Annotated in this window: 19 protein-coding genes and 1 tRNA gene; 13 read left to right on the forward strand and 7 right to left on the reverse strand. The window is 70.4% G+C overall.

All coding sequences use genetic code 11. The features are described from left to right. From ACFDTC_RS10645 to ACFDTC_RS10665, 5 genes are all read left to right on the forward strand, one after another. Positions 1–1,427: LysM peptidoglycan-binding domain-containing protein (locus ACFDTC_RS10645; protein WP_375258854.1), on the forward strand; the 1,427-nt coding region annotated here is incomplete at its 5' end. 72 nt (positions 1,428–1,499) lie between these two features. Beyond that, positions 1,500–3,410: an ABCB family ABC transporter ATP-binding protein/permease gene (locus tag ACFDTC_RS10650; RefSeq protein ID WP_375258855.1), complete on the forward strand. Its 1,911-nt coding sequence runs from the start codon at positions 1,500–1,502 to the stop codon at positions 3,408–3,410. A 255-nt stretch (positions 3,411–3,665) separates the two neighbouring features. Further along, entirely contained in the window at positions 3,666–5,819 is a 2,154-nt protein-coding gene (locus tag ACFDTC_RS10655) for a malate synthase G (RefSeq protein ID WP_375258856.1), read from the forward strand. Positions 5,820–5,917: 98 nt separating this feature from the next. Continuing rightward, complete coding sequence (locus tag ACFDTC_RS10660; protein WP_375258857.1) at positions 5,918–6,346, forward strand: heme-binding protein; 429 nt, start codon at positions 5,918–5,920, stop codon at positions 6,344–6,346. A gap of 167 nt (positions 6,347–6,513) precedes the next feature. Continuing rightward, positions 6,514–7,290, forward strand: a complete 777-nt coding sequence (locus tag ACFDTC_RS10665; RefSeq protein ID WP_375258858.1) for a gamma-glutamyl-gamma-aminobutyrate hydrolase family protein — start codon at positions 6,514–6,516, stop codon at positions 7,288–7,290. Between the two features lie 111 nt (positions 7,291–7,401). Here the strand turns inward: ACFDTC_RS10665 and ACFDTC_RS10670 are convergent, their stop codons facing one another. The 4 genes from ACFDTC_RS10670 to kynU all read right to left on the reverse strand — a co-directional run bounded on the left by ACFDTC_RS10670 (position 7,402) and on the right by kynU (position 12,308). Further along, positions 7,402–8,292: a DMT family transporter gene (locus tag ACFDTC_RS10670; RefSeq protein WP_375258859.1), complete on the reverse strand. Its 891-nt coding sequence runs from the start codon at positions 8,290–8,292 to the stop codon at positions 7,402–7,404. Between the two features lie 50 nt (positions 8,293–8,342). Beyond that, entirely contained in the window at positions 8,343–10,583 is a 2,241-nt protein-coding gene (locus tag ACFDTC_RS10675; RefSeq protein WP_375258860.1) for a molybdopterin cofactor-binding domain-containing protein, read from the reverse strand. Positions 10,584–10,586: 3 nt separating this feature from the next. After that, on the reverse strand, positions 10,587–11,042 hold the full coding sequence (locus ACFDTC_RS10680) for a (2Fe-2S)-binding protein (RefSeq protein WP_375258861.1): 456 nt from the start codon (positions 11,040–11,042) through the stop codon (positions 10,587–10,589). A gap of 72 nt (positions 11,043–11,114) precedes the next feature. After that, positions 11,115–12,308 (reverse strand): kynureninase, encoded by a 1,194-nt coding sequence (kynU, locus tag ACFDTC_RS10685; protein ID WP_375258862.1) that lies wholly within the window; start codon positions 12,306–12,308, stop codon positions 11,115–11,117. Between the two features lie 162 nt (positions 12,309–12,470). On the opposite strand from kynU, the gene ACFDTC_RS10690 reads away from it, so the two are divergent. From ACFDTC_RS10690 to ACFDTC_RS10715, 6 genes are all read left to right on the forward strand, one after another. Next, on the forward strand, positions 12,471–13,421 hold the full coding sequence (locus ACFDTC_RS10690; protein ID WP_375258863.1) for an MBL fold metallo-hydrolase: 951 nt from the start codon (positions 12,471–12,473) through the stop codon (positions 13,419–13,421). An 87-nt stretch (positions 13,422–13,508) separates the two neighbouring features. Beyond that, a complete protein-coding gene (locus ACFDTC_RS10695) occupies positions 13,509–13,958 on the forward strand; it encodes a methyltransferase family protein (RefSeq protein WP_375258864.1) in 450 nt (149 codons plus the stop codon). A 127-nt stretch (positions 13,959–14,085) separates the two neighbouring features. Then, a complete protein-coding gene (locus ACFDTC_RS10700) occupies positions 14,086–15,660 on the forward strand; it encodes a Re/Si-specific NAD(P)(+) transhydrogenase subunit alpha (protein WP_375258865.1) in 1,575 nt (524 codons plus the stop codon). 15 nt (positions 15,661–15,675) lie between these two features. Beyond that, positions 15,676–17,109: an NAD(P)(+) transhydrogenase (Re/Si-specific) subunit beta gene (locus tag ACFDTC_RS10705; RefSeq protein WP_375258866.1), complete on the forward strand. Its 1,434-nt coding sequence runs from the start codon at positions 15,676–15,678 to the stop codon at positions 17,107–17,109. A 172-nt stretch (positions 17,110–17,281) separates the two neighbouring features. Beyond that, positions 17,282–17,881, forward strand: coding sequence for a biotin transporter BioY (locus ACFDTC_RS10710; RefSeq protein WP_375258867.1), 600 nt, complete (start codon positions 17,282–17,284; stop codon positions 17,879–17,881). A gap of 111 nt (positions 17,882–17,992) precedes the next feature. Continuing rightward, entirely contained in the window at positions 17,993–18,781 is a 789-nt protein-coding gene (locus ACFDTC_RS10715; RefSeq protein ID WP_375258868.1) for a DUF3445 domain-containing protein, read from the forward strand. Positions 18,782–18,851: 70 nt separating this feature from the next. Here ACFDTC_RS10715 and ACFDTC_RS10720 read toward each other — a convergent pair whose 3' ends face one another. The 3 genes from ACFDTC_RS10720 to ACFDTC_RS10730 all read right to left on the reverse strand — a co-directional run bounded on the left by ACFDTC_RS10720 (position 18,852) and on the right by ACFDTC_RS10730 (position 21,620). Further along, on the reverse strand, positions 18,852–19,583 hold the full coding sequence (locus ACFDTC_RS10720) for a hypothetical protein (protein WP_375258869.1): 732 nt from the start codon (positions 19,581–19,583) through the stop codon (positions 18,852–18,854). 242 nt (positions 19,584–19,825) lie between these two features. Further along, entirely contained in the window at positions 19,826–21,232 is a 1,407-nt protein-coding gene (glnA, locus tag ACFDTC_RS10725) for a type I glutamate--ammonia ligase (RefSeq protein ID WP_375258870.1), read from the reverse strand. A gap of 49 nt (positions 21,233–21,281) precedes the next feature. After that, positions 21,282–21,620 (reverse strand): P-II family nitrogen regulator, encoded by a 339-nt coding sequence (locus ACFDTC_RS10730; RefSeq protein WP_375258871.1) that lies wholly within the window; start codon positions 21,618–21,620, stop codon positions 21,282–21,284. A 171-nt stretch (positions 21,621–21,791) separates the two neighbouring features. Here ACFDTC_RS10730 and ACFDTC_RS10735 point away from each other — a divergent pair, with 171 nt between their 5' ends. Continuing rightward, a complete protein-coding gene (locus tag ACFDTC_RS10735) occupies positions 21,792–23,360 on the forward strand; it encodes an NAD(P)H-hydrate dehydratase (RefSeq protein ID WP_375258872.1) in 1,569 nt (522 codons plus the stop codon). A 106-nt stretch (positions 23,361–23,466) separates the two neighbouring features. Next, positions 23,467–23,551 (forward strand) — tRNA-Leu (locus ACFDTC_RS10740). Positions 23,552–23,642: the final 91 nt, after the last annotated feature.

Consider the following 23,642-nt stretch of genomic DNA (forward strand, 5'->3'; position numbering starts at 1 on the left):
GCATCGCCGAGGACGGCGGCGCGGTCCCGCAGACGGGCGTCGCCATGCCCGCCTTTGACCTCGTGCGCGCCGAGACCGACGGCAGTGCGCTGGTCGCCGGCTCGGCCGAGCCGGGCGCACGGATCGACGTCCTGCTGAACGGGTCCGTCGCCGCCAGCGCCGATGCCGGCCGCGACGGCCGCTTCGCCGTCTTCCTCGACATGCCCGCGGATGGCGGCGCGCAGGTGTTCGCCCTGCGGCAGACCGCCGGCGACATGGTCATCGACTCGCGGGACGAGGTCATCGTCGCTCCGCGCATGCCCGTCGCCTCGGAGACGCCGGATGCCGAGGTCGAAACCGATCTCGCCCGCGTGCAGCCCGCCGGCGACGAAAAAGCCGTCGAGACCGAGGGCCCGACCGTTGGCGAGACGGCTGCGCAGGACGCGACGGCCGTCGCGACCGCCCAGCCCCCCGCCACGCCGGCCAGCCCGGACCTGCCACAAGACCGCGTCTCCGCGACGCAGGCGGCGGCGACTGCGGCCGACCCGCAGCGTGTCGCGGTCCCGGACGCGACCGGACCGGCCCCGGAGCTTCCCGCCGCCACGGACACCGCCCTTGTCGCGGCCGCGCCCGAGACGGCTGAGAGGGCATCAACCGTCACCGAGGACACCGCCTCGGGTGACGCGCCCGCCCAGACGCCGGACGACCAGGCTGCCTCCATGCCGCAGAACCCCGCAGCACCGGCCGTCGAGGACACCGAGACCGCCGGCGCTGCCGCAAGCGCCGAATCTCCCTTCGCCGCCAGCACGCCGCCGCAGACGCCGGTCCTGCCGGCGCAGACCGCGCAGCCGCAGGCGCCGGATGCGTCCGGGGCGCCCGTCGCACTGGCCGCCGCGCCCGTGCCCGCGCCCGATCCGGCCGATCCCGCGCGGCCCATGGTGCTGCGCTCGACCCCGCAGGGGGTCGAGGTTATGCCCGACGTGCCGCTCGCCCCCGGACAGGTGGCGCTCGACCAGATCACCTACGACGACAGCGGTGCGGTTCAGGTCGCAGGGCGCGGCGACGGCGGCGGCTTCGTGCGGCTCTACCTCGACAACGCGCCGGTCGCGACCGCCCAGATCGCCGCCGACGGGCGCTGGCGCACCACGCTGCCGCAGGTCGACACCGGCACCTACACGCTGCGCGTCGACCGCATCGAACCCGACGGCACCGTCGCCGCCCGCGCCGAGAGCCCGTTCCGCCGCGTCGATCCCGACCTGCTGAGCCAGGCGCGCGCCGACGGCGCGGCGATCAGCGTCACGGTCCAGCCCGGCAACACGCTGTGGGGCATCTCGCGCATCCGCTACGGCGAGGGGATCGACTACGTGCGCATCTTCGACGCCAACCGCGACCAGATCCGCGATCCCGACCTGATCTATCCCGGCCAGATCTTCGATCTGCCGGAATGATCGCCGCCGCGACGGCACGGCCTCTTTCGGACGCCGCCGCCAGACGCTAGGCAGGGGCCGGAAAGGATCGCCATGGCCACCGACACCACCGAAGGCGCGAAGCCGCGCGATGATGCCGCCCGCCACGCGCGCGAGCGTGCCGAGGCGCGCGGCGCCGAGGCCGAGCGCCGCGAGGCCGACCGCCGCGACGCCGCCGCCATCGCCGCCGAGGAGCGCCGCTCGGGCCTGCGCACGATCCGCAAGGTCGGCCCGTACCTGTGGCCCGCCGACAAGCCTTGGGTGAAGCGCCGCGTTGTGATCGCGCTGGGGCTGCTGACGCTGGCCAAGGTGATCTCGGCCTTCACGCCGATCCTCTACAAGTACGCCGTCGACACCCTGTCGGGCGAGGCGTCCGACCTGCTGCTGGGCGCGGTCGGGCTGACCGTGGCCTACGGCCTCGCGCGGCTGATGTCGGGCGGCTTCCAGCAACTGCGCGACGCGGTCTTCTCGAAGGTCGGCCAGCGCGCGCTGCGCCAGCTCGCGCTCGAGACGTTCACCCACATCCACCGGCTGAGCCTGCGCTACCACATCACCCGCAAGACCGGCGGGCTGTCCCGCATCATCGAGCGCGGCGTGAAGGGGGTCGAGTTCCTGCTACGCTTCCTGCTGTTCTCGATCGTGCCGCTGTTCCTCGAGCTGCTGCTGGTCGCGGTGATCCTCTTCTTCGCGTTCGACGTCTGGTACCTGGCCGTCGTGGTCGTCACCATCGGCGCCTACGTGCAGTTCACCTTCAAGGTGACCGAGTGGCGGGTGAAGCTGCGGCGCGAGATGAACAAGCAGGACACCGACGCCAACCAGAAGGCGATCGACAGCCTGCTGAACTTCGAGACGGTGAAGTATTTCGGCGCCGAGGCGCGCGAGGCCGCGCGCTACGACCGCGCCATGCAGAACTACGAATCCGCCGCGATCCGCACGGCGACCTCGCTGGCCTTCCTGAACTTCGGGCAGACCTTCATCATCACCGCGGGCCTCGTGATCGTCATGGTGATGGCGGCGCTCGGCGTGCAGTCGGGCGCGCTGACGGTGGGCGATTTCGTGATGGTCAATGCCTACATGATCCAGCTCACCATGCCGCTGGGCTTTCTCGGCACGGTGTACCGCGAGATCCGGCAGGCCCTGACCGACATGGGCGAGATGTTCGACCTGCTCGAACAGCCGCGCGACGTCGACGATCGCCCCGGTGCCGGGCCGATCCGGGTCGACCGCGGCGTGGTGCGGTTCCGCGACGTGCGCTTCGGCTACGATCCCGCGCGGCCCATCCTCAAGGGCATCGACCTCGACGTGGGTGCGGGCGAAAGCGTGGCGCTGGTCGGGCCGTCGGGGTCCGGCAAGTCGACGATCGGCCGGTTGCTCTTCCGCTTCTACGACGTGGGCGGCGGCGCCATCACCATCGACGGGCAGGACATCCGCGAGGTGACGCAGGACAGCCTGCACGCGGCGATCGGCGTGGTGCCGCAGGACACGGTGCTGTTCAACGACACGATCCGCTACAACATCGCCTACGGGCGCGAGAACGCGACCGACGCGCAGATCCACGCCGCCGCCCGCGCCGCCCAGATCCACGACTTCGTCGTCTCGCTGCCCGAAGGCTACGACACCCAGGTCGGCGAGCGCGGCCTGAAGCTCTCGGGCGGCGAGAAGCAGCGCGTCGGCATCGCCCGCACGCTGCTCAAGGACCCGCCGATCCTGCTGCTGGACGAGGCAACCAGCGCGCTCGACACCGAGACCGAGGCCGAGATCCAGACCGCGCTCAAGCGCGCGGGCGAGGGGCGCACCGTGCTGACCATCGCGCACCGGCTGTCGACCATCGCCGACGTGGACCGCATCGTCGTGCTGCAGGACGGCCAGGTGGTAGAGGAGGGCACCCATGCCGACCTGCTGTCGCGCGGCGGCCGCTACGCCGCCCTCTGGGCGCGCCAGCAATCGGGCGAGGAAACCGCCTGAAAGCCGGGCCACCCGCTCACTGCTTCTTTGGTCCCCAAATATCCCGGGGGAATGCGGGCCGCAGGCGCGCAGGGGGCAGCGCCCCCGCCGGCGCCGCGCGCCAGCGCGGCGCCGGCCCCCGGGCGGCCCGCACAGGCGGGGCGCAAATCGCGCGCAAGCGCGAAAAGCGGTCCACAATTCTGACCGCATCCGTTGCGTATCGGAAACTTTCTTTCTAGACCGGAGCAAACGCACACGCAGCATACGGGGAAAGACATGGCCGATCGAGTGGACCGCCACGGATTGCAGGTCGACGCGCAGCTCGCGCGTTTCATCGAGGACGAGGCGCTGCCCGGTACCGAGGTCGCGGCCGACGCCTTCTGGCAGGGGCTGAGCGACCTCGCCCACGGCTTCGGCCCGCGCAACGCCGAACTGCTGGCGATCCGCGAGGACATGCAGCGCAAGATCGACCAGTGGCACAAGGCCCGCGCCAACCAGCCGCACGACCACGAGGCCTACAAGGCCTTCCTCGAAGAGATCGGCTACCTGCTGCCCGAGGGCGACGATTTCGAGATCGAGACCGCGAACACCGACCCCGAGATCGCCACCGTCGCCGGCCCGCAGCTGGTGGTGCCGATCACCAACGCGCGCTACGCGCTCAACGCCGCCAATGCGCGCTGGGGCAGCCTCTACGACGGGTTCTACGGCACCGACGCGATGGGCCGCAAACCGCCCGCGGGCGGCTACGACAAGGGCCGCGGCGCGCGTGTCGTCGCAAGGGCGCGCGTCTTCCTCGACCAGGCGTTCCCGATCGACGGCGGCAGCCATGCCGACGCCCGCCGCTACCATGTCAGCCAGGGCCAGCTCCTGGTCGACGACCGCCCGCTCGAGGATCCGTCCAAGTTCGTGGGCTTCCTCGGCCATCCGCGCGCGCCGCAGGCGGTGCTGCTGCGCAACAACGGGTTACACGTGGAACTGGTCTTCGACCGCACGCATTCCATCGGGTCGCGCGACCAGGCGGGGCTGGCCGACGTGCGGCTGGAATCGGCCGTCAGCGCGATCATGGATTGCGAGGATTCGGTCGCCTGCGTCGATGCCGAGGACAAGGTGCTGGCCTACCGCAACTGGCTGGGCCTGATGAAGGGCGACCTGACCGACACGTTCGAGAAGGGCGGCAAGACCGTCACCCGCGCCCTGCACGAGGACCCCGTCTACATCGCCGCGGGCGGCGGCGAGATCGCGGTCAAGGGTCGCGCGCTGATGCTGGTGCGCAACGTCGGCCACCTGATGACCAACCCCGCGATCCTCACCAAGGACGGCGAGGAGATCTTCGAAGGGCTGATGGACGCGATGGTGACCGTGCTGATCGCCAAGCACGACCTCGCCAAGTCCGAAGGCCTGCGCAACAGCCACACCGGCAGCGTCTACGTCGTAAAGCCGAAGATGCACGGCCCCGACGAGGTCGCCTTCACCGACGAGATCATGACCCATGTCGAGCAGGTGCTGGGCCTGCCGCGCGACACCGTCAAGCTGGGGATCATGGACGAGGAGCGCCGCACGACGGTGAACCTCAAGGAATGCATCCGCGCCGCGAAACGCCGCGTGGCCTTCATCAACACCGGCTTCCTCGACCGCACCGGGGACGAGATCCACACCTCGATGGAGGCCGGGCCGTTCTCGCGCAAGGACTTCATCAAGCGCAAGGCCTGGATCGGCGGCTACGAGAACCGCAACGTCGATATCGGCCTCGAATGCGGCCTGTCGGGCAAGGCGCAGATCGGCAAGGGCATGTGGGCCATGCCCGACAAGATGGCCGCCATGCTCGAGGCCAAGATCGAACACCCCAAGGCCGGCGCCAACTGCGCCTGGGTGCCGTCGCCCACCGCCGCCACGCTGCACGCGCTGCACTACCACCAGGTCGACGTCTTCGCCGTGCAGGACACCCTGCGCAAGGGCGGGCGCCGCGCGCACGTGGACACCGTGCTCGACATCCCGCTGGCCGCCTTCCGCAAGTGGAGCCGCGAGCAGATCACCCGCGAGGTCGAGAACAACGCGCAGGGCATCCTGGGCTACGTGGTGCGCTGGATCGACCATGGCGTGGGCTGTTCCAAGGTGCCCGACATCAACGACGTGGGCCTGATGGAGGACCGCGCCACCTGCCGGATCAGCAGCCAGCACATCGCGAACTGGCTGCACCACGGCGTGATCGCGCGCGACGACGCGATGGAGATCATGAAGCGCATGGCCGAGGTGGTTGACCGCCAGAACGCCGAGGACCCGACCTATCGCCCGATGGCGCCGGGCTTCGACGGGATCGCCTTCCAGGCGGCGTGCGACCTGGTGTTCGACGGGCGGGTCCAGCCCTCGGGCTACACCGAGCCGGTGCTGCATGCCCGGCGGCTCGAGCTCAAGGCGCGGGAGGCGGGCTGATCGTTGCGCCCCGCTCGTGCGGGTCGCCGGGGCGCGGCGCCTCGGCCCGCTCCGGGCAGCCCCGAATTTTGTTGGACTGAAAGCAGGGAGGTGACGACATGGCGGGACTTTCGCTGAGACGCGCGCGGACGATCATCCGCAAGACGCTGGACGAAGGGCGGCGGCTGGAGCTCAAGCCGCTGTCGGTCGTAGTGCTGGACGAGGGCGGCAACGTGCAGGCCTTCGAACGCGAGGACGGCGCGAGCCCGGGCCGCTTCCAGATCGCGCACGGCAAGGCCTACGGCGCGGTGATGCTGGGCATGCCCGGCTCGGCGCAGATGGCGCGGGCCGAGGCGCAGGCCTATTTCATCGCCTGCGCGAACGGCGCCCTGGGTGGCCAGATGGTGCCGGTGCCGGGCGGCATCCTGGTGCGCGACGCGAAGGGCCGTGTGCTGGGCGCGGTGGGCGTGACCGGCGACACCTCGGACAACGACGCCGCGGCCGGCAAGGTCGGCGTCGAGGCCGTGGGCCTGGTGCCCGAGATCTGAGGCGCGCGCCTATACCGGTTCTTCACCGGTGGGCGCGCATGCTGCGCAGGCGAGGCATCTGCCCGATAATGGGGCAGGTGGGCCGGGCCTGTGCGTCACCGCACCCATGTTGCACTTTTGCCCCCCGCCGATGGACGCTATGTAACGGGGGCAAAGGAGCGCGCGACATGTCCAGACCCGTGATCGGCATCATCGGCAACCAGCACCTGGTCAACGACCAGTACCCGACCCATGCGGGCGGCGTGATGAACTCCGAGGCGGTGGCGCAGGTGTCGGATTGCGTGCCGATGCTGATTCCCGCCGATCCGGCCTTCGTGTCGGTGGCCGAGCTTCTGGACATCTGCGACGGGTTCCTGCTGACCGGCGGCCGGCCCAACGTGCACCCCGAGGAATACGGCGAGGAGTGGACCGAGGCGCACGGCGCCCACGACCGCGCGCGCGACGCGGTGACCCTGCCCTTGGTGCGCGCCTGCGTCGAGCGGGGGCAGCCCGTCTTCGGTATCTGCCGCGGCTTTCAGGAGGTCAACGTGGCGATGGGCGGCTCGCTCTACCCCGAGATCCGCGACCTGCCGGGACGGATGAACCACCGGATGCCGCCCGACGGCTCGCTGGAGGAGAAGTTCGCCCTGCGCCACATCGTGACGCTGGTCGAGGGCGGCGCGTTCCACCGGCTGTTCGGCGCGACCGAGGTGATGACCAACACGCTGCACGGGCAGGGGATCAAGACCCCCGGCCGCCGCGTGGTGATCGAGGGGCACGCGCCCGACGGCACGCCCGAGGCGATCCGCGTCGACGGCGCGCCGGGCTTCACCCTGTCGGTGCAGTGGCACCCGGAATGGGACGCGGCGAACGACCCGGTCTCGCGCCCGCTGTTCCGGGCCTTCGGCGACGCCGCGCGGGCCTGGGCGCGGGGCCAGCGCGCGCCGCTTCAGCGCAGCGCCTGAGGCCATCGCGGGCGGTGTCTTACGATGGGACCCCGGGGCGGGTCATGCGAATCAATAGGTTACAGAGACGAATTAACCTTTCGTCAGGACTCTGACCCGCCCGACGCGGGATCAGACCGGCGTCGCGCGGCGCTGCGGCCAGACCTCGAGCACCCCGGCCAGCAGGACCAGCGCGCCGCCTGCGAGTTCGAGCGGGGCGAGGTGTTCGCCCGCCAGGATGGCGGCCGAGGCGGCGCCGACCAGCACCTCGGACATCAGCAGGATGCCGACGCGCGCGGGGTCGAGCCGCGCGGTGGCCCAGATCAGCAGCGCGATGGCGCCCGACCACCAGATCGCCCCGGTGCCGAGCGCCAGCCACAACGCCGCCCAGCCATCTGCCGACGCGACGCCGCCGGGCGCGCCCAGAAGCGGGACGCAGGCCAGCGCCGTCAGCGTGGCGCCGGCGGCGAAGACGCAGGCCGCCGTCGCGGGCGGCAGCGCCGGGCCGGTGCGGATGCCGGTGGACGAGACCGACCACATCACGCCCGCGATCAGGCCCATCCATTCTCCCGCGCCGCGCGGCAGCGGCGCGCCGCCGCCCGCGCCCAGCATCACCGCCAGCCCCCCGAGCCCGATCGCCACCGCCACCAGCCGCAGCACCGGCGTGCGCAGGCCGAAGACGAACCGCGCGATCAGCACGCTCCAGACCGGAGTGAGGAAATAGAGCAGCGCCACCAGCGCCACGCGCCCGTAGAGGAACCCGATCGAGTAGAGCGCGAAGGCCGCGCCCCCCAGCGCCACCGGCCCGGCGCCGGCCCAGCCCGCGCGCAGCACGACGCCCCGGCCGCGCAGCGCGAAGGGCAGCAGCAGCGCCGTGGCGGCGGCGGTGATCGCCGCCGTGCCCCAGGCGCCGCCCAGCCCCGCATCGGCCAGCGCGCGCACCGGGATCCAGTAGAACCCCCAGAGCACGCCGCTTGCCAGCACCAGTGCCGTGGCCAAACGGGTTTCGCCGCTTTCGGTCATGGGTCCCCAAGGCTGCGGAAGGTCGGCGCCCCGCGCCGCGGGACTGCCCGTCAGATGACGAAATCGAAGCGCTTTCGCAAGGGCAGGGCGCGGACGCGTTCGCCGGTCAGGTCGAACAGCGCGTTGGCCAGCGCGGGCGCCGCGGGCGGTGTGCCGACCTCGCCGATGCCGCCCAGACGCTCCTGCACCTGCAGGATGCGCGTCTCGACCTGCGGCATCTGGGTCATGCGCAGCGGCTCGTAATCGGGGAAGTTCCGCTGCTGGGCCACGCGCCCGTCGAAGGTGATCTCCTCGCCGATGGCGGCGGAGAGGCCATAGACCATAGCACCGGTCAGCTGCGCCTCGATGATGCCGGGGTCGAGTGCCACGCCCGGATCGGCGGCGATCCAGGCGCGGGTCAGGCGGATGGCGCCGTCCTGGACCGCGACCTCGATCACCATGGCGACGGGCGTGCCGAAGGAATAGACCATCGCGACGCCGCGGCCGGTGCCCTCGGGCCTGGCCGAATCCCAGCCGGACATGTCGCGCACCGCCTCGAGCACGCGCCAGGCGGGCTCCCACTCGTCATAGGTGGCGTCCATGCGGAATTGCAGCGGGTCGGCGCCGGCGGCATGGGCCAGCTCGTCGACGAAACTTTCGTGGTAGAAGCCGTTATGCGACGCGCCGACCGAGCGCCAGAAGCCCACCGGCACGTCGAGATCGGCGAGGTAGCCGCGCACGCGGTAGTTCGGCACCGCGTAGGGCTGGTTGAACAGCCCGTCGACGTGCACCTTGTCCGGCCCGCCCGGCGCGAAGCCGGTCCAGCGGTCCAGCGCCTGGCGCGACACCGACGGGCCGGATACGGCCGCGTCGATCAGCACCGGGCGGCCGTCCAGCACCGCGCCGCGCATCCGCGCGATGGTGCCGGGGCGGTAGAAGTCGTGGGTCATGTCCTCTTCGCGCGACCAGGTCAGCTGCACCGGCGTGCCGGGCACCGCCTTGGCGACGCGCGTGGCGTAGACCGAGAAGTCGAGTTCGCCCCGCCGGCCGAAGCCGCCGCCCATCAGCGTGGTGTTCACCTCGACCTGCTCGGGCGAGAGGCCCGCCTCGGCGGCGCAGGCGTCGCGGATGAAGGTCGGCGCCTGGTTGCCGCACCACAGGCGCAGGCCCTCGGGGGTGATCCAGGCTGTGGCGTTCATCGGCTCCATCGTCGCATGGGCAAGGAACGGCGTGCGGTATTCGGCGGAGATTTCCGTGGCACCCGCGGGCAGGGTTTCCACGTCGCCCTGGTCGCGCATGGTCGAGTTCGCGCCGCCGTCGAAGCCGGCCTCGATCGCGGCGAACATTGCCTCGGTGGTGCCGGGGCCTGCGGGCGCCTCGGCCCAGTCGATCTGGACCGCGCCGGCGGCCTGCTGGGCCAGCCAGGTGTTGGTGGCGATGACCGCGATGCCGTCGCCCACGTCCACGATGCGCTCGACCCCCGGCATGCGGGCCGCCTGCCGGTCGTCGTAGCCGGCCATGCCGCCCCGGTGCGGCGCGCGGCGCAGCGCGGCGAAGCGCATGTCGGGCAGGCGCATGTCGATGGCGAACGTGGCCGTACCGGTGGATTTCGCCGGCACGTCGAGGCGCGGCTGGGACTCGCCCAGCAGGCGCCAGTCGGCCGGGTCGCGCAGCATCACCGCGCCCGGGTCGATCCCGACCGCCTCGGCGGCGAGGTCGGCATAGGGGATGCGCGTGCCGTCGGGGGCGATGACGGCGCCGGCTTCGGTGGCAAGCGCCACGCGGTCGACGTCCAGCCGGCGCGCGGCGGCCTCCTTCAGCGCCTCGCGCGTGGCGGCGCCGAGGATGCGCAGACGCTCGAACCCGTCCTTCATCGCGCTCGACCCGCCGGTGACCTGCAGGTCCAGCAGCTTGCCCGCGTGGCCCAGCACCGACCCGAGGTTGTGCGCCATCTCGGAGGCGTCGTAGCCCTTGTTGGGCAGCCCCTCGGCCATCATGGCGGTGTTGTAATAGGCCTGCGCGGGTGGGCCGTGGATCACCGTCACGTCGGCCAGGTCGACGTCGAGCTCCTCGGCCAGCAGCGCGGCCCAGGTGGTCTGCGTGCCCTGGCCCATCTCGGCGCGCGGGGCGGCCAGCGTGATGCCGTCCGCGCCGATCAGCACGAAGGGGTTCATCGCGGTCTCGCCCTCGGCCGGGCGCAGCGGGTTGGCGGCGGGGCGGGTGACGTACCAGCCGGCGAAGGCGACGCCGCCGACGATGGCTGCCGAGCCGAAGAGGAAGGTGCGCCGGGCGATGGTGCCGATGCGGGACATCGCTCAGACCCCCTGCGCGGCGGCGCGGATCGCGGCGCGGATGCGGGGATAGGTGCCGCAGCGGCAGAGATTGCCGGCCATCGCGGCGTCGATCTCGTCGTCCGTGGGGTCGGGCGTGCGGGCCAGCAGGTCGGCGGCCTGCATGATCTGGCCCGACTGGCAGTAGCCGCATTGCGCGACCTGGTGGTCGATCCAGGCCTGCTGCAACCGGTGCAGCGCGTCCGGGTTGCCGAGGCCCTCGATCGTGGTGACCTCGCCCCAGACGTCCTGCAGGCGCACCTGGCAGGCGCGCGTCGCCTCGCCGTCGATATGCACGGTGCAGGCGCCGCAGGCGGCGACGCCGCAGCCGTACTTGGTGCCGGTCAGGCCGAGCGCGTCGCGCAGCACCCACAGCAGCGGCACGTCGCCGGGCAGGTCCACGGCGTGATCGGTGCCATTGACGGTGATCGAGGTGGCCATCGGTCGGTCTCCGCAGGGGCTGGGTCGAATTTGTGCGTGCCGCGGCGGAAGTCAATCGCGACGCGGCGGCTCTCAGGTCACCGCCTTGCGGGTGCGGTATTCGGGGCGGTCCCAGGCGCCGTCGCGCAGGATCGCGGCCAGCGTGTCCACCGCCGCGTCGATCTCGGCCTCGCCGATGTAGAGCGGCGTGATCCCGAAGCGCAGGATGTCGGGCGCGCGGAAATCGCCCACCACGCCGCGGGCGATAAGCGCCTGCATCACGGCGTAGGCCTCGCGGTGGCGGAACGACACCTGGCTGCCGCGGCGGACATGCGCGCGCGGGGTGGCGAGCACGAGGTCGGGGCAGGCGGCCTCGACCCCCGCGATGAAGCGGTCGCCCAGATCCAGCGCGCGCGCACGCAGCGCGTCCATGTCCACGGTGTCCCAGATGTCCAGCGCCGCTTCGAGCGCGGCCATCTGCAGCACGGGCGGGGTTCCGACGCGCATCCGCTCGATCCCCGCGCCGGGGGCGTAGTGCAGGTCGAACGCGAAGGGTTTCTGGTGGCCCAGCCAGCCCGCCAGCGCGGGTTCAGCCACCTCGGCGTGGCGGGGGGCGACGTAGATGAAGGCCGGCCCGCCGGGGCCAGAATTGAGGAACTTGTAGGTGCAGCCCACGGCGAAATCGGCGCCTTCGTCGGCCACGCGCACCGGCAGCGCGCCCGCCGAATGCGCGAGGTCCCAGATCGCCAGCGCGCCTGCGTCGTGCGCCGCGCGCGTCAGCCGCGCCATGTCGTGGCGGCGGCCCGTGCGGTAATCGACCTCGGTGATCAGGATCGCGGCGACATGCTCGTCGATCGCGCCCTCGACCTCTTCGGGCGCCACGGTCTTCAGCGCGTAGCCGTCGCCCAGCAGGCCCACCAGCCCCTCGGCCATGTACAGATCCGACGGGAAGTTGCCGGTGTCCGACAGGATTACCCGGCGGTCGGGGCGCATGCGGATCGCCGCGGCCAGCGCCTGGAAGACCTTGATCGACAGCGTGTCGCCCAGCACGGTGTGCCCCGCCTCGGCGCCGATCAGCCGGCCGATCCGGTCGCCCAGGGCGCGCGGCATCGCCATCCAGCCGTGGTCGTTCCAGCCGCCGATCAGGCTTTGGCCCCATTCGTCCGTCATCATCCGCTGCAACCGGTCGGGCGCGGCCTTGGGCAGCGGGCCGAGCGAGTTGCCGTCGAGATAGACCAGCCCCTCGGGGATCTGGAAGGCGGCGCGGGTCGCGGTGAAATCGGTCATGTCTGGGCTGTCCTCTGGATCGGGGTCGCGTGGCCCCGTCGTTGCGCGCGCACAGTACCCGGTGACCGCGCCGTGGCAAGCACATGGGCCGGCCGACGGAAACCGCCGCGCTTGCAAACCTATTCAAACCTGCGAATACTTGCACGAGAGGGAGGACACCACATGCGCATCACCATGCTCGCGCTGGCGCTGGCGCTCGGCGCCGGGGCCGCCGCCGCGTCCGAGGACATCGCCGACAAGTACCCCGGCTCCGAGCTCTACGACAAACCGGTCGAGGTCATCCCGCACGTCTTCAGCGCGATCGGCGCGACCGCCCCGCCGACCTACGAGAACGCGGGCCACAACAACAACCTGTCCTTCGTGCTGACCGGCGACGGCGTGGTGGTGATCAACGGCGGCGCGTCCGCGCGGCTGGCCGAGGCGCTGCACGACGAGATCCGCGCGATCACCGACCAGCCCGTGCGCCTCGTGATCAACGAGAACGGGCAGGGGCACGCGATGCTGGGCAATTCGTACTGGGCGGGCCTCGGCGTCGACATCCTGGCGCACGAGGACGCGATCCACGAGATCGAGGAGAACGGCGATTTCATCCTGCAGGGCATGCAGGGCTACAACCGGGACCGCGCCGAAGGCACCACGGTCGTCGTGCCGAACCGGTCGTTCACCGACCGCGAGGTGATCGAGATGGGCGACGTCACGCTGGAGGTGCTGCATCTCGGCCCCGCCCACGGGCCGGGCGACACGCAGGTCTGGATCCCGCAATGGGGCATCGTCATCGCCGGCGACATCGCGTTCCACGAGCGCATGCTGCCGATCTTCGCCGACACCGACACCGATGCCTGGATCGAGACCTTCGAGGGGCCGTTCGCCGCGCTGGAGGCCACCTACGTCATCCCCGGCCACGGCCACCCCACCAACATGGCGCAGGTGATGCGCTACACGTCCGAATACCTGCGCGACATCCGCGACCGGATCGGCGCGCGCCTGGACGAGGGCGGCGATCTGGCCTCGTCCTACTACGTCGACCAGCAGCGATGGGCGCATCTCGACACGTTCGAGGAACTGGCCACCAAGAACGCCGGCCGCGTCTTCGAGGAGATGGAGTGGGAATGACCCCGCACCGCTTGACGCCGGCCCCCTGCGCGTGACTCGGTGGCGGGCGGGGCCGTGCGCCCCGTCGTCACGCAAGGAGGAATTGCGGTGAAATGGCTCGATCTGCCGCCGGTCTGGCTGGCGGCGTTTCTGGTGCTCGCCTGGCTGCAGGCGACCTACGGGGCGGGCGGCCTCGGTTTCGGGGCGGTCTGGGCCGACCTCGCCGGCGGGCTGCTGGTGGGCGGCGGCGTGCTTCTGATCGTGCTGGCCGCGGTCGAGATGCGCCGCGCGCGCACCACGATCATCCCGCACCTGGACGCCGACCGCCTGGTCACCACGGGCATCTTCGCGCGCTCGCGCAACCCGATCTACCTGGGCGATTCGATGATCCTGCTGGGGTTGATCCTGTGTTGGGACGCGGTGCTTGCGCTACCACTGGTGCCGGTCTTCATGTGGATCATCCAGCGGCGCTTCATCCTGCCCGAGGAGGATCGCCTGATGCGCAAGTTTCGTGCCCAATTTACCCGCTACGCGCAAGAAACCCGGAGGTGGCTTTAACTTCGGGGTACGCTATGCTCTATGGCCGCAAGGCTTGACGGACCGAACCGGTCAGTCATTCAGACCAATCGCCGACCGCATCCCGCCAAGGGGTGCGTCTCAGTCATGAACGAGGGGGACTCGAGACGTGAAGATCGGGACACCGAAGGAAGTCGAAAAGGGAGAAGCGCGCGTCGCCATGACGCCCGATTCCGCCCGCGCCCTGCAGAAGCTGGGCTTTGAGTGCATGATCCAGGCCGGCGCCGGCGAGGCCGCGGGCTTCACCGACAGCGCCTACGAAGAGGCCGGCGTCAGCGTGGTCAAGACCGCTGACACGCTGTGGAAGAACGCCGACATCATCGCCAAGGTCCGCCCCCCGCGCGAGGCCGAGATCAAGAAGCTGACCGACGGCAAGCTGCTGATCTCGTTCTTCTGGCCCGCCCAGAACGAAGAGCTGATGAAGCAGGCCGCCGAAAGCGGCGCCAGCGTGATCGCCATGGACATGGTGCCGCGCATCTCCCGCGCGCAGAAGATGGACGCGCTGTCGTCGATGGCCAATATCGCCGGCTACCGCGCGGTGATCGAGGCGGGCAACAATTTCGGCCGCTTCTTCACCGGGCAGATCACCGCCGCCGGCAAGGTTCCCCCGGCGCGCGTGCTGGTCGTGGGCGCGGGCGTCGCGGGTCTTGCCGCGATCGGCACCTCGACCTCGCTGGGCGCGGTGACCTACGCCTTCGACGTGCGCCCCGAAGTGGCCGAGCAGGTCGAGTCCATGGGCGCCGAGTTCGTCTACCTCGACTTCGAGGAAGCCGCCGAGGACGGGTCTGAATCGGGCGGCTATGCCAAGCCGTCGAGCCCCGAGTTCCGCGAGGCGCAGCTGGCCAAGTTCCGCGAGCTGGCGCCCGATATGGACATCGTCATCACCACGGCGCTGATCCCCAACCGCGAGGCGCCCGAGCTGTGGACCGAGGACATGGTCAAGGCCATGAAGCCCGGCTCGGTGATCGTCGACCTCGCGGCCGAGAAGGGCGGCAACTGCAAGCTGACCGTGATGGACGAGAAGATCGTCACCGACAACGGCGTCACGATCATCGGCTACACCGACTTCCCCAGCCGGATGGCGACGCAGAGCTCGACGCTGTATGCGACCAACATCCGTCACCTGATGACCGATCTCACCCCCGAGAAGGATGGTGAGACCAACCACAACATGGAAGACGACGTCATCCGCGGCGCCACCATCGCGCACGCCAAGGCGGTGACCTTCCCGCCGCCGCCGCCCAAGGTGAAGGCGATCGCGGCGCAGAAGCCGAAGCCCAAGGAAAAGCAGAAGACCCCCGAGGAGAAACGCGCCGAGGAGGTCGCCGCCTTCAAGGCCCAGACCAAGCAGCAGGTGACCCTGCTGACCGTCGGCGCGGTGCTGATCCTGGCGCTGGGGCTGATCGCTCCGGCCAGCTTCATGCAGCACTTCATCGTCTTCGTGCTGTCGATCTTCGTCGGCTTCCAGGTCATCTGGGGCGTCAGCCATTCGCTGCACACGCCGCTCATGGCGGTGACGAACGCGATCTCGTCGATCATCATCCTGGGCGCGCTGATGCAGATCGGCTCCAGCTCGTTCCTGGTGATCCTGCTGGCCGCGCTGTCGGTCTTCATGGCCGGGATCAACATCTTCGGCGGCTTCCTCGTCACCCGGCGCATGCTCGCCATGTTCCAGAAATCGTAAGCGGGAGACAGGATCATGGAATTTGGATTCACGACGGCGGCCTACGTGGTCGCGGCAGTCCTCTTCATCCTGTCCCTCGGGGGCCTGAGCGGACAGGAAAGCGCGAAACGCGCCATCTGGTACGGCATCGTCGGCATGGCGCTGGCGGTGGTGGCCACGCTGATCGGCCCCGGATCGGGGCTGTGGGTGGTGTCCATCGTGCTGATCGGCCTCGGCGGCGCGGTCGGCTGGCAGCTGGCGCAGCGCGTGCAGATGACGCAGATGCCCGAACTCGTCGCGGCGATGCACTCTCTCGTCGGTCTCGCGGCGGTGTTCGTCGGCTTCAACGCCGACTTCACCATCAACATGGTGCAGGACGCCATGGCCACGGGCGAGGCGATCGACGGCAACTTCGCCCTGCTGGTGGCCAAGAAGACGCCCGTAGAGATCGGCATCCTGATGGTCGAGCTGTCGCTCGGCATCTTCATCGGCGCGATCACCTTCACCGGCTCGATCATCGCCTACGGCAAGCTGGCGGGCCGCGTCGACACCGGCGCCAAGCAGCTGCCCGGCGGGCACATGCTGAACCTCGCCGCCGTTCTGGGCTCGGCGCTGATGCTGATCCTGTACCTGTCGGGCGCGGGCAGCTGGACGCTATTCGTCATGGCGCTGCTTGCCTTCTTCATCGGCTACCACCTGATCATGGGCATCGGCGGCGCCGACATGCCGGTCGTGGTGTCGATGCTGAACAGCTATTCCGGCTGGGCGGCGGCGGCGATCGGCTTCAGCCTCGGCAACGACCTGCTGATCGTGGTCGGCGCGCTGGTGGGCTCGTCCGGTGCGATCCTGTCCTACATCATGTGCAAGGGCATGAACCGGTCCTTCGTCAGCGTGATCCTGGGCGGCTGGGGCGGCACCAGCGGCGAGGCCGCCGCCGTCGAGGGCGAGCAGATCTCGATCGACGCGGACGGCGTGGCCTCGGCGCTCGACGAGGCCGACAGCATCGTCATCGTGCCGGGCTACGGCATGGCGGTGGCGCAGGCGCAAAGCAACGTGGCCGAGCTGACGCGCCGGCTGCGCGACAAGGGCAAGACCGTCCGCTTCGCGATCCACCCGGTCGCCGGGCGCCTGCCGGGCCACATGAACGTCCTGCTGGCCGAGGCGAAGGTGCCCTACGACATCGTGCTGGAAATGGAGGAGATCAACGACGATTTCCCCGAGACCGACGTGGTGATCGTCATCGGCTCGAACGACATCGTCAATCCGGCGGCGCAGGACGATCCGAACTCGCCCATCGCCGGGATGCCGGTGCTCGAGGTCTGGAAGGCCAAGCAGGTCTTCGTGTCCAAGCGCGGCAAGGGCACCGGCTATTCGGGCATCGAGAACCCGCTGTTCTTCAAGGACAACACGCGGATGTTCTTCGGTGACGCGAAGAAGAGCCTCGAGGATCTGCTGACGCGCCTCACCTAGGCCGCGGCACCCATCGCACGATCCAGCAACCGCCCCCGGCCGCCACGCCGGGGGCGGTTCGCGTTTGGGCACCGGGCAGGGTGCGTGCCGCGTCGCGGCGCGACGGCGCTTGCAGCACGCGGGCGCATGGGGCAGAACGGAAGCAGGACATGACAGGGACAAGGGTGACGACATGAACCTTGCGACACGCCGGCCGGTTCTGGCCGAGGCGATCTGGGCCGAAGACGGCCGCGCGGCGCTGGCGAAACAGGCGCTTCTGGTGATCGTGGGCATCGCGGTGCTGACCGCGGCGGCCAAGATCCGCGTGCCGCTGTGGCCCGTGCCGATCACCATGGGCACCTTCGCGGTGCTGACCATCGGCGCGGCCTACGGGTTGCGGTTGGGCCTCATCACGCTGCTGGGCTACATGGCGCTCGGCGCCGCGGGCGTCGCCGTCTTCGCGGGCGAGAACGCGGGCCTGGCCTACATCGCCGGCCCCACGGGCGGCTATCTCGTCGGCTATGTGCTGGCGGCGGCGCTGATGGGCGTGCTGGCCCGTCGCGGCTGGGACCGGGGCGTCTTCTCGATGGTGGGCGCGCTGGTGCTGGGCAACGCGGTGATCTACGCCGTCGGCCTGCCGTGGATGGCGTACCTGTTCCTGGAATCGAAGGGCGCGGCCTGGGTGTTCCAGTGGGGCATGGGCAACTTCCTGCTGGGCGACGCGCTGAAGCTGGCGCTGGCGGCGTTCCTGCTGCCGTCGCTGTGGGTCCTGCTGGGCCGCAGCCGCGGCTGACCCCGCCCTCATTCGCATCGACAGCGGCGTCGGACTTCGGTCCGGCGCCGTTTTCATGTCCGCGCTTTGGGCACGCTTGATCCTGGTCGCGCCCGCGTCGATGATGCGCGCATGAGCACGCCGATCCTGAACCGCGCCCTGCCGCACGACCCGTTCCCGCGCCCGCGCCTGCCCGGCGTGGCGCCGCTGGATCCGGCCGCGTGGCTGGCCGTCACCGACAGCCACGCCGCCCAGATGGCCGAGCGCGCGCGCCTGATCGCCGACCACCGCGAAACGGTGATCTGGCAGGCGCCGGGGACAGGGGCGATGCTGGACGAGCTGGTCGACGTGGTGCTCGCCGCGCTGCCCGCGGGCTATTCCGTCGCGGGCGACACCGCGACCCGGCCCGACGGCGTGTGCGTGCCGCTCGACCGCGCCGACCCGCTCGGCACCCTCGGCCGGCTGGTGCAAGAGGACCTGTGCCTGTTGCACAAGCCCGAAGGGTCCGCCGAACACGTGCTGAAGGCCGCCGTGCTGTGCTTTCCCGCGGGCTGGCGTCTCGCCGACAAGGCCGACCGCCCGCTGACCGCGATCCACGTGCCGGTGGCGTCCTACGACGATGGCGTCGCCGCGCGGGTGCAGCGGCTCTTCGACGGCGTGCGGCCGGGGCGGCCGCTGTGGCGGTCGAACATGCTGTGGTACGACGACCCGGCGCTGCACCAGCCCAACAAGCACGGCCATGCGCGCCCCGCCGACAAGGCGACCCGCTCGGGCGCCTACCTGCGTACCGAACGGCAGGCGATCCTGCGCCTGCCGCGGACCGGCGCGGTGGTATTCTCGATCCACACCTGCGTCATGGCGCGCGACGCGGCGCTGGCCCTGCGCGACGCCGGCGCGGCCGAGATCGTGAACGAAGGGTAAATTCGTCTCTGCAAGCCGTTGATTTTGCTATGGCGCGGCGATGTCCCATCGTGGGACACCCCGATCCGGCCTAGGGCAGCAGGGGTGCCGCGCCGGCGATCCCCGCCCAGACCTTCATCAACGCCATAACCAGCAGCGTCACGATCAGCGCCTGCGCGGTCATCCGGAAATCCATCCCCCGCGCCAGCCCAACGACCGAGACCAGCGCCGCCACCGGCAGCGACACGGTCGCCAGCAGCGCCGTCAGCGCCCAGCCCGCGGCGCCCAGCCGCGCCTCGAGCGGCGAGCGCGCCCGCATCTGCCGCGCCAGCAGGCGCCCGATCGGGCCGTCCTCCATCGCCGCCGCCTGCGCCGCGTCCGGGGCCAGCGTCGGCGTCGCCGTCCGTCCCCGGCGCCGGGGCGAGACGTAGGCGTGCAAGGACAGGAACTCCGTCCGGTCGATCATCGCGCCCGGCGCGGCCCATTCGACCGAGCCCGAGTCCGAGCCGCGCAGCACCGCCGCCACCGCCTCCGCCAGCACCGCCACCGCGACGCGGTCGCGCGGCATGCACGGGCCTTGGCCGACCGGTGCGCCGTCGGGGCCGAACACCTCGAACAGCAGGCGTCCGTCCTCGGCCGTGGCGCGCAGCGACAGGCTGCCGCCGTGGACCGACGCCTTGCGCGGGTTGCGCAACGGCGCGCCGTCCGATCGCGCGTCATGCGCCGCCAGAACCGCCGCCGCGGCCTCGAGCCCCGGTGTCGGCGACGGCGCGCCGGCCTCGGGAAGGGACAGGGCGGCGTAGAGCGTTCTGCTGGCGGTCATGCGATCCTCGGCACGGGGGGGGCGGGCTGTGGTGCCAGTCTTTGCCGCCAATTGAGGACGAATTTGGACCAAGGCGGGCCCATTTGCCGGAATGCAGGCGGCCCCGCCGCCGCAATCGCACGGGGCGTGGCCAATCGCCCAAGGGTTGCGCGGACCGTTTCGGATCGCGCAAACGGCCGACCCGCCTCCCAACGAAAACGGGCGCCCCGAGGGGCGCCCGCAACGATAGGCTCAGGCCGCGATCAGCAGCTGTAGTACATGCCGAACTCGACCGGGTGCGGCGTGTGCTCGTAGAGCTCGATCTCTTCCATCTTGAGCGCGATGTAGCCGTCGATCTGGTCGCGGGTGAACACGTCGCCCGCCAGCAGGAACTCGTGATCCGCCTGAAGCTCGGTCATCGCCTCGCGCAGGCTGCCGCAGACGGTGGGGATGCCCTCGAGCTCTTCCGCCGGCAGATCGTACAGGTTCTTGTCCATCGCGTCGCCGGGGTGGATCTTGTTCTTGATGCCGTCGAGACCGGCCATCAGCAGCGCCGCGAAGCACAGGTAGGGGTTCGCCGACGGGTCCGGGAAGCGGGCCTCGACGCGCTTGGCCTTGGGGCTTTCGGTCCACGGGATCCGGACGCAGCCCGAGCGGTTGCGGGCCGAGTAGGCGCGCAGCACAGGCGCTTCGAAGCCCGGGATCAGGCGCTTGTAGCTGTTGGTCGACGGGTTGGTGAACGCGTTCAGCGCCTTGGCGTGCTTGAGGATGCCGCCGATGAACCACAGCGCCTCGTCCGACAGGTCGGCGTACTTGTCGCCCGCAAAGAGCGGCTTGCCGTCCTTCCAGATCGACATGTTGCAGTGCATGCCGGTGCCGTTGTCGCCGTAGATCGGCTTGGGCATGAACGTCGCCGTCTTGCCGTAGGCCTGCGCCACGTTGTGGATGACGTACTTGTACTTCTGCAGCTCGTCGGCCTGCTTGGTCAGCGTGCCGAAGATCAGGCCCAGCTCGTGCTGGCAGGACGCCACCTCGTGGTGGTGCTTGTCGACCTTCATGCCCATGCGCTTCATGGTCGAGAGCATCTCGGAACGGATGTCCATGCCGTCGTCGATCGGGTTGACCGGGAAGTAGCCGCCCTTGACGCCGGGACGGTGGCCGGTGTTGCCCATCTCGTATTCGGTGTCGGTGTTCCAGGACGCGTCCAGCGCATCGACCTCGTAGGACACCTTGTTGATCTTGTTCGAGAACCGGACGTCGTCGAACAGGAAGAACTCGGCCTCGGGGCCCCAGTAGGACACGTCGCCGATGCCCGACGCCTTCAGGTAGGCCTCGGCCAGCAGGGCGGTGCCGCGCGGGTCACGGTTGTAGGGCTCGCCGGTGTCGGGCTCGACCACGGTGCAGTGCAGGCACAGCGTCTTCTCGGCGTAGAACGGGTCGATATAGGCGCTCTCGGTGTCGGGCATGAGCTTCATGTCCGAGGCCTCGATGCTCTTCCAGCCGGCGATCGACGAGCCGTCGAACATGAACCCCTCGTCGAGGAAGTCCGCGTCGACCTGGTCCGCCATGACCGTCACGTGCTGCAGCTTGCCGCGCGGGTCGGTGAAGCGGATGTCGACATAGGCGACGTCCTCGTCCTTGATCGTCTTGAGAACTGCGTCCTTGCTCATTCCCTTGTCTTCCTTTCTGTCTTTTTCTCAATCAGGCCGGCCTGCGCGATCACAGCGCGTCCGAGCCGCTTTCACCGGTACGGATGCGGATCGCCTGCTCGACCGGCGACACGAAGATCTTGCCGTCGCCGATCTTGTCGGTCTTTGCGGCATCCACGATCGCCTCGATGGCGGCGTCGACCTGGTCGTCGTCCAGCACCACCTCGACCTTCACCTTGGGCAGGAAATCGACGACGTACTCGGCGCCGCGATACAGCTCGGTGTGACCCTTCTGGCGCCCGAAGCCCTTGACCTCGACCACGCTGAGGCCCTGGATGCCGGCTTCCTGCAGGGCTTCCTTCACCTCGTCGAGCTTGAACGGCTTGATGATCGCTTCGATCTTCTTCATGGCGCGCCTGCCTCCTGTCGGTCGTTGCGTCCCGTCCAGATCATTTCTCATTTGGGGCCACAATCGGATAGGCTGCGCCCGTCGCACCGACGCGTGGTCAAAGGCGTCGGGAGATCAAAAATAAGGCGAGTCGCACAAAATAGCGTCAGTTTGTGAACGAGAGGGGGCCGCATGGCCGATTTGCTGAGCGCCGCGCGCATGCGCGGGATCGAAAGTGCGGCGATCGAGGCCGGCACCGTCACCGGTGCTGCGCTGATGGAGCGCGCTGGCGAGGGCGTCGTCGCGGCGATCCTCGAGCGCTGGCCGGCGATGGCCGCGGCGCCGCACCGCGCGCTTGTGCTGTGCGGACCGGGCAACAACGGCGGCGACGGGTTCGTCGTGGCGCGGCTGTTGCGCGCGCGTGCCTGGGACGTTGCGGTCTTCCTGGTCGGCGAGGCGGGCAAGCTGCCGCCGGACGCACGTGCCAACCACGACCGATGGCGCGCGCTCGGGGCGGTCGAGGCCTACGACGACGCGGGTTTCTCCCGCGTGGCCGAGGGGCTGGGCGCGACCGACCTGATCGTCGATGCGCTGTTCGGCACCGGGTTGACGCGCCCGGTCGAGGACTTCGCCGCGTTCAAGGCCGCCGCCCGGTGTACGCCCGGGGGGGCGCGGGTCGTCGCGATCGATCTGCCCAGCGGCATCTGCTCGGATTCCGGGCGGATCCTGCACGGCGAGGGAGAGGAGGCCAGGCCGCCGGTGCGGGCCGACCTGACGGTGACCTTCCACGCCGAGAAGCTGGGCCACCGGCTTGCCGATGGGCCGGACGCCTGCGGCGCGGTCGTGGTCAAGTCCATCGGGCTCGAGCCGCGCGGCGTTGAGGCGGCGCAGGACGAAGGCATGGTCACGCTGAACGGCGCACCGGCCGCGTTCGACAAGAATGCGGGCGCGCACAAGTACGCGCACGGCCACGCGCTGGTGCTGTCCGGCCCGCCCGGAACCGGCGGTGCGGCGCGGCTGGCGGCGCGCGGGGCGCTACGCATCGGCGCGGGGCTGGTCTCGGTCTGCTGCGAGGATGCCGCGGTGCCGGAACACGCCGCGCGGCTGGACGCCGTGATGATCAAGCGCGCCAACGACGCGGATGCCCTGGGCGACCTGCTGGAGGATCCTCGGCTGAACGCGCTGTGCGTGGGGCCGGGGTTGGGGCAGGGCGCGCGGGCGCTGGTGCCCGTGGCGTTGAAGGCGCGGCGAGGAACGGTGCTCGACGCAGACGCGCTGAGCGCCTTTTCGGACGACCCCGCCGCGCTGTTCGATCTGCTTCACGAGGATGTCGTGCTCACGCCCCACGCGGGCGAGTTCAAGCGACTGTTTCCCGACCTCGCCGACCGGCTGGCCGAGACCCCGCTGCAGGGGCCGGCCTTTTCCAAGGTCGACGCGGTGCGCGCGGCGGCGCGGCGGGCGGGCTGCGTCGTGATCCTCAAGGGCGCCGACACGGTGATCGCGTCGCCGTCCGGGCGCTGCACCGTCAACTCGGCACATTACGACCGCGCGGCGCCGTGGCTGGCGACGGCGGGCACGGGCGACGTGCTGGCGGGCTTCGTCACCGGCCTGCTGGCGCGCGGGATGCAGGCGTTCGACGCCGCCTCCGCCGCCACCTGGCTGCATGTCGAGGCGGCCCGGCGTTTCGGGCCCGGGCTCATCTCGGAAGACCTGCCCGACGCGCTGCCGGCCTGCCTGAGGGATCTTGCGCAGCCGTCCTGACGCGACGTGCGTGCGGCACCACGCCGTGCCGTTGTGTCGCCCGCGCGTCGGGCGACTTGCGAGCGCGCGCCGCTTGGATTAGCAATCGGGCGCGCGCAGGCGCCGTGCGGGTGTGGCGGAATTGGTAGACGCACCAGATTTAGGTTCTGGCGCCGCAAGGCGTGGGGGTTCAAGTCCCTTCACCCGCACCACGGCCTGTAGCACCCGGCGCGCGCGACGCGGCGGCGGGGCGCACGGCCTGTGCCGGCGCCGCCCGAATCCGCCTTGCACGCCTTGACCGCA

Source organism: Citreimonas sp. (genome assembly GCF_042096055.1).
GTDB lineage: Bacteria > Pseudomonadota > Alphaproteobacteria > Rhodobacterales > Rhodobacteraceae > Citreimonas.

Coding starts and splice junctions, on each gene's coding strand:
- ACFDTC_RS10650 (WP_375258855.1), top strand. CDS start 1,500: ATGGCCACCGACACCACCGAAGGCGCGAAGCCGCGCGATGATGCCGCC.
- ACFDTC_RS10655 (WP_375258856.1), top strand. CDS start 3,666: ATGGCCGATCGAGTGGACCGCCACGGATTGCAGGTCGACGCGCAGCTC.
- ACFDTC_RS10660 (WP_375258857.1), top strand. CDS start 5,918: ATGGCGGGACTTTCGCTGAGACGCGCGCGGACGATCATCCGCAAGACG.
- ACFDTC_RS10665 (WP_375258858.1), top strand. CDS start 6,514: ATGTCCAGACCCGTGATCGGCATCATCGGCAACCAGCACCTGGTCAAC.
- ACFDTC_RS10670 (WP_375258859.1), bottom strand. CDS start 8,292: ATGACCGAAAGCGGCGAAACCCGTTTGGCCACGGCACTGGTGCTGGCA.
- ACFDTC_RS10675 (WP_375258860.1), bottom strand. CDS start 10,583: ATGTCCCGCATCGGCACCATCGCCCGGCGCACCTTCCTCTTCGGCTCG.
- ACFDTC_RS10680 (WP_375258861.1), bottom strand. CDS start 11,042: ATGGCCACCTCGATCACCGTCAATGGCACCGATCACGCCGTGGACCTG.
- kynU (WP_375258862.1), bottom strand. CDS start 12,308: ATGACCGATTTCACCGCGACCCGCGCCGCCTTCCAGATCCCCGAGGGG.
- ACFDTC_RS10690 (WP_375258863.1), top strand. CDS start 12,471: ATGCGCATCACCATGCTCGCGCTGGCGCTGGCGCTCGGCGCCGGGGCC.
- ACFDTC_RS10705 (WP_375258866.1), top strand. CDS start 15,676: ATGGAATTTGGATTCACGACGGCGGCCTACGTGGTCGCGGCAGTCCTC.
- ACFDTC_RS10710 (WP_375258867.1), top strand. CDS start 17,282: ATGAACCTTGCGACACGCCGGCCGGTTCTGGCCGAGGCGATCTGGGCC.
- ACFDTC_RS10715 (WP_375258868.1), top strand. CDS start 17,993: ATGAGCACGCCGATCCTGAACCGCGCCCTGCCGCACGACCCGTTCCCG.
- ACFDTC_RS10720 (WP_375258869.1), bottom strand. CDS start 19,583: ATGACCGCCAGCAGAACGCTCTACGCCGCCCTGTCCCTTCCCGAGGCC.
- glnA (WP_375258870.1), bottom strand. CDS start 21,232: ATGAGCAAGGACGCAGTTCTCAAGACGATCAAGGACGAGGACGTCGCC.
- ACFDTC_RS10730 (WP_375258871.1), bottom strand. CDS start 21,620: ATGAAGAAGATCGAAGCGATCATCAAGCCGTTCAAGCTCGACGAGGTG.
- ACFDTC_RS10735 (WP_375258872.1), top strand. CDS start 21,792: ATGGCCGATTTGCTGAGCGCCGCGCGCATGCGCGGGATCGAAAGTGCG.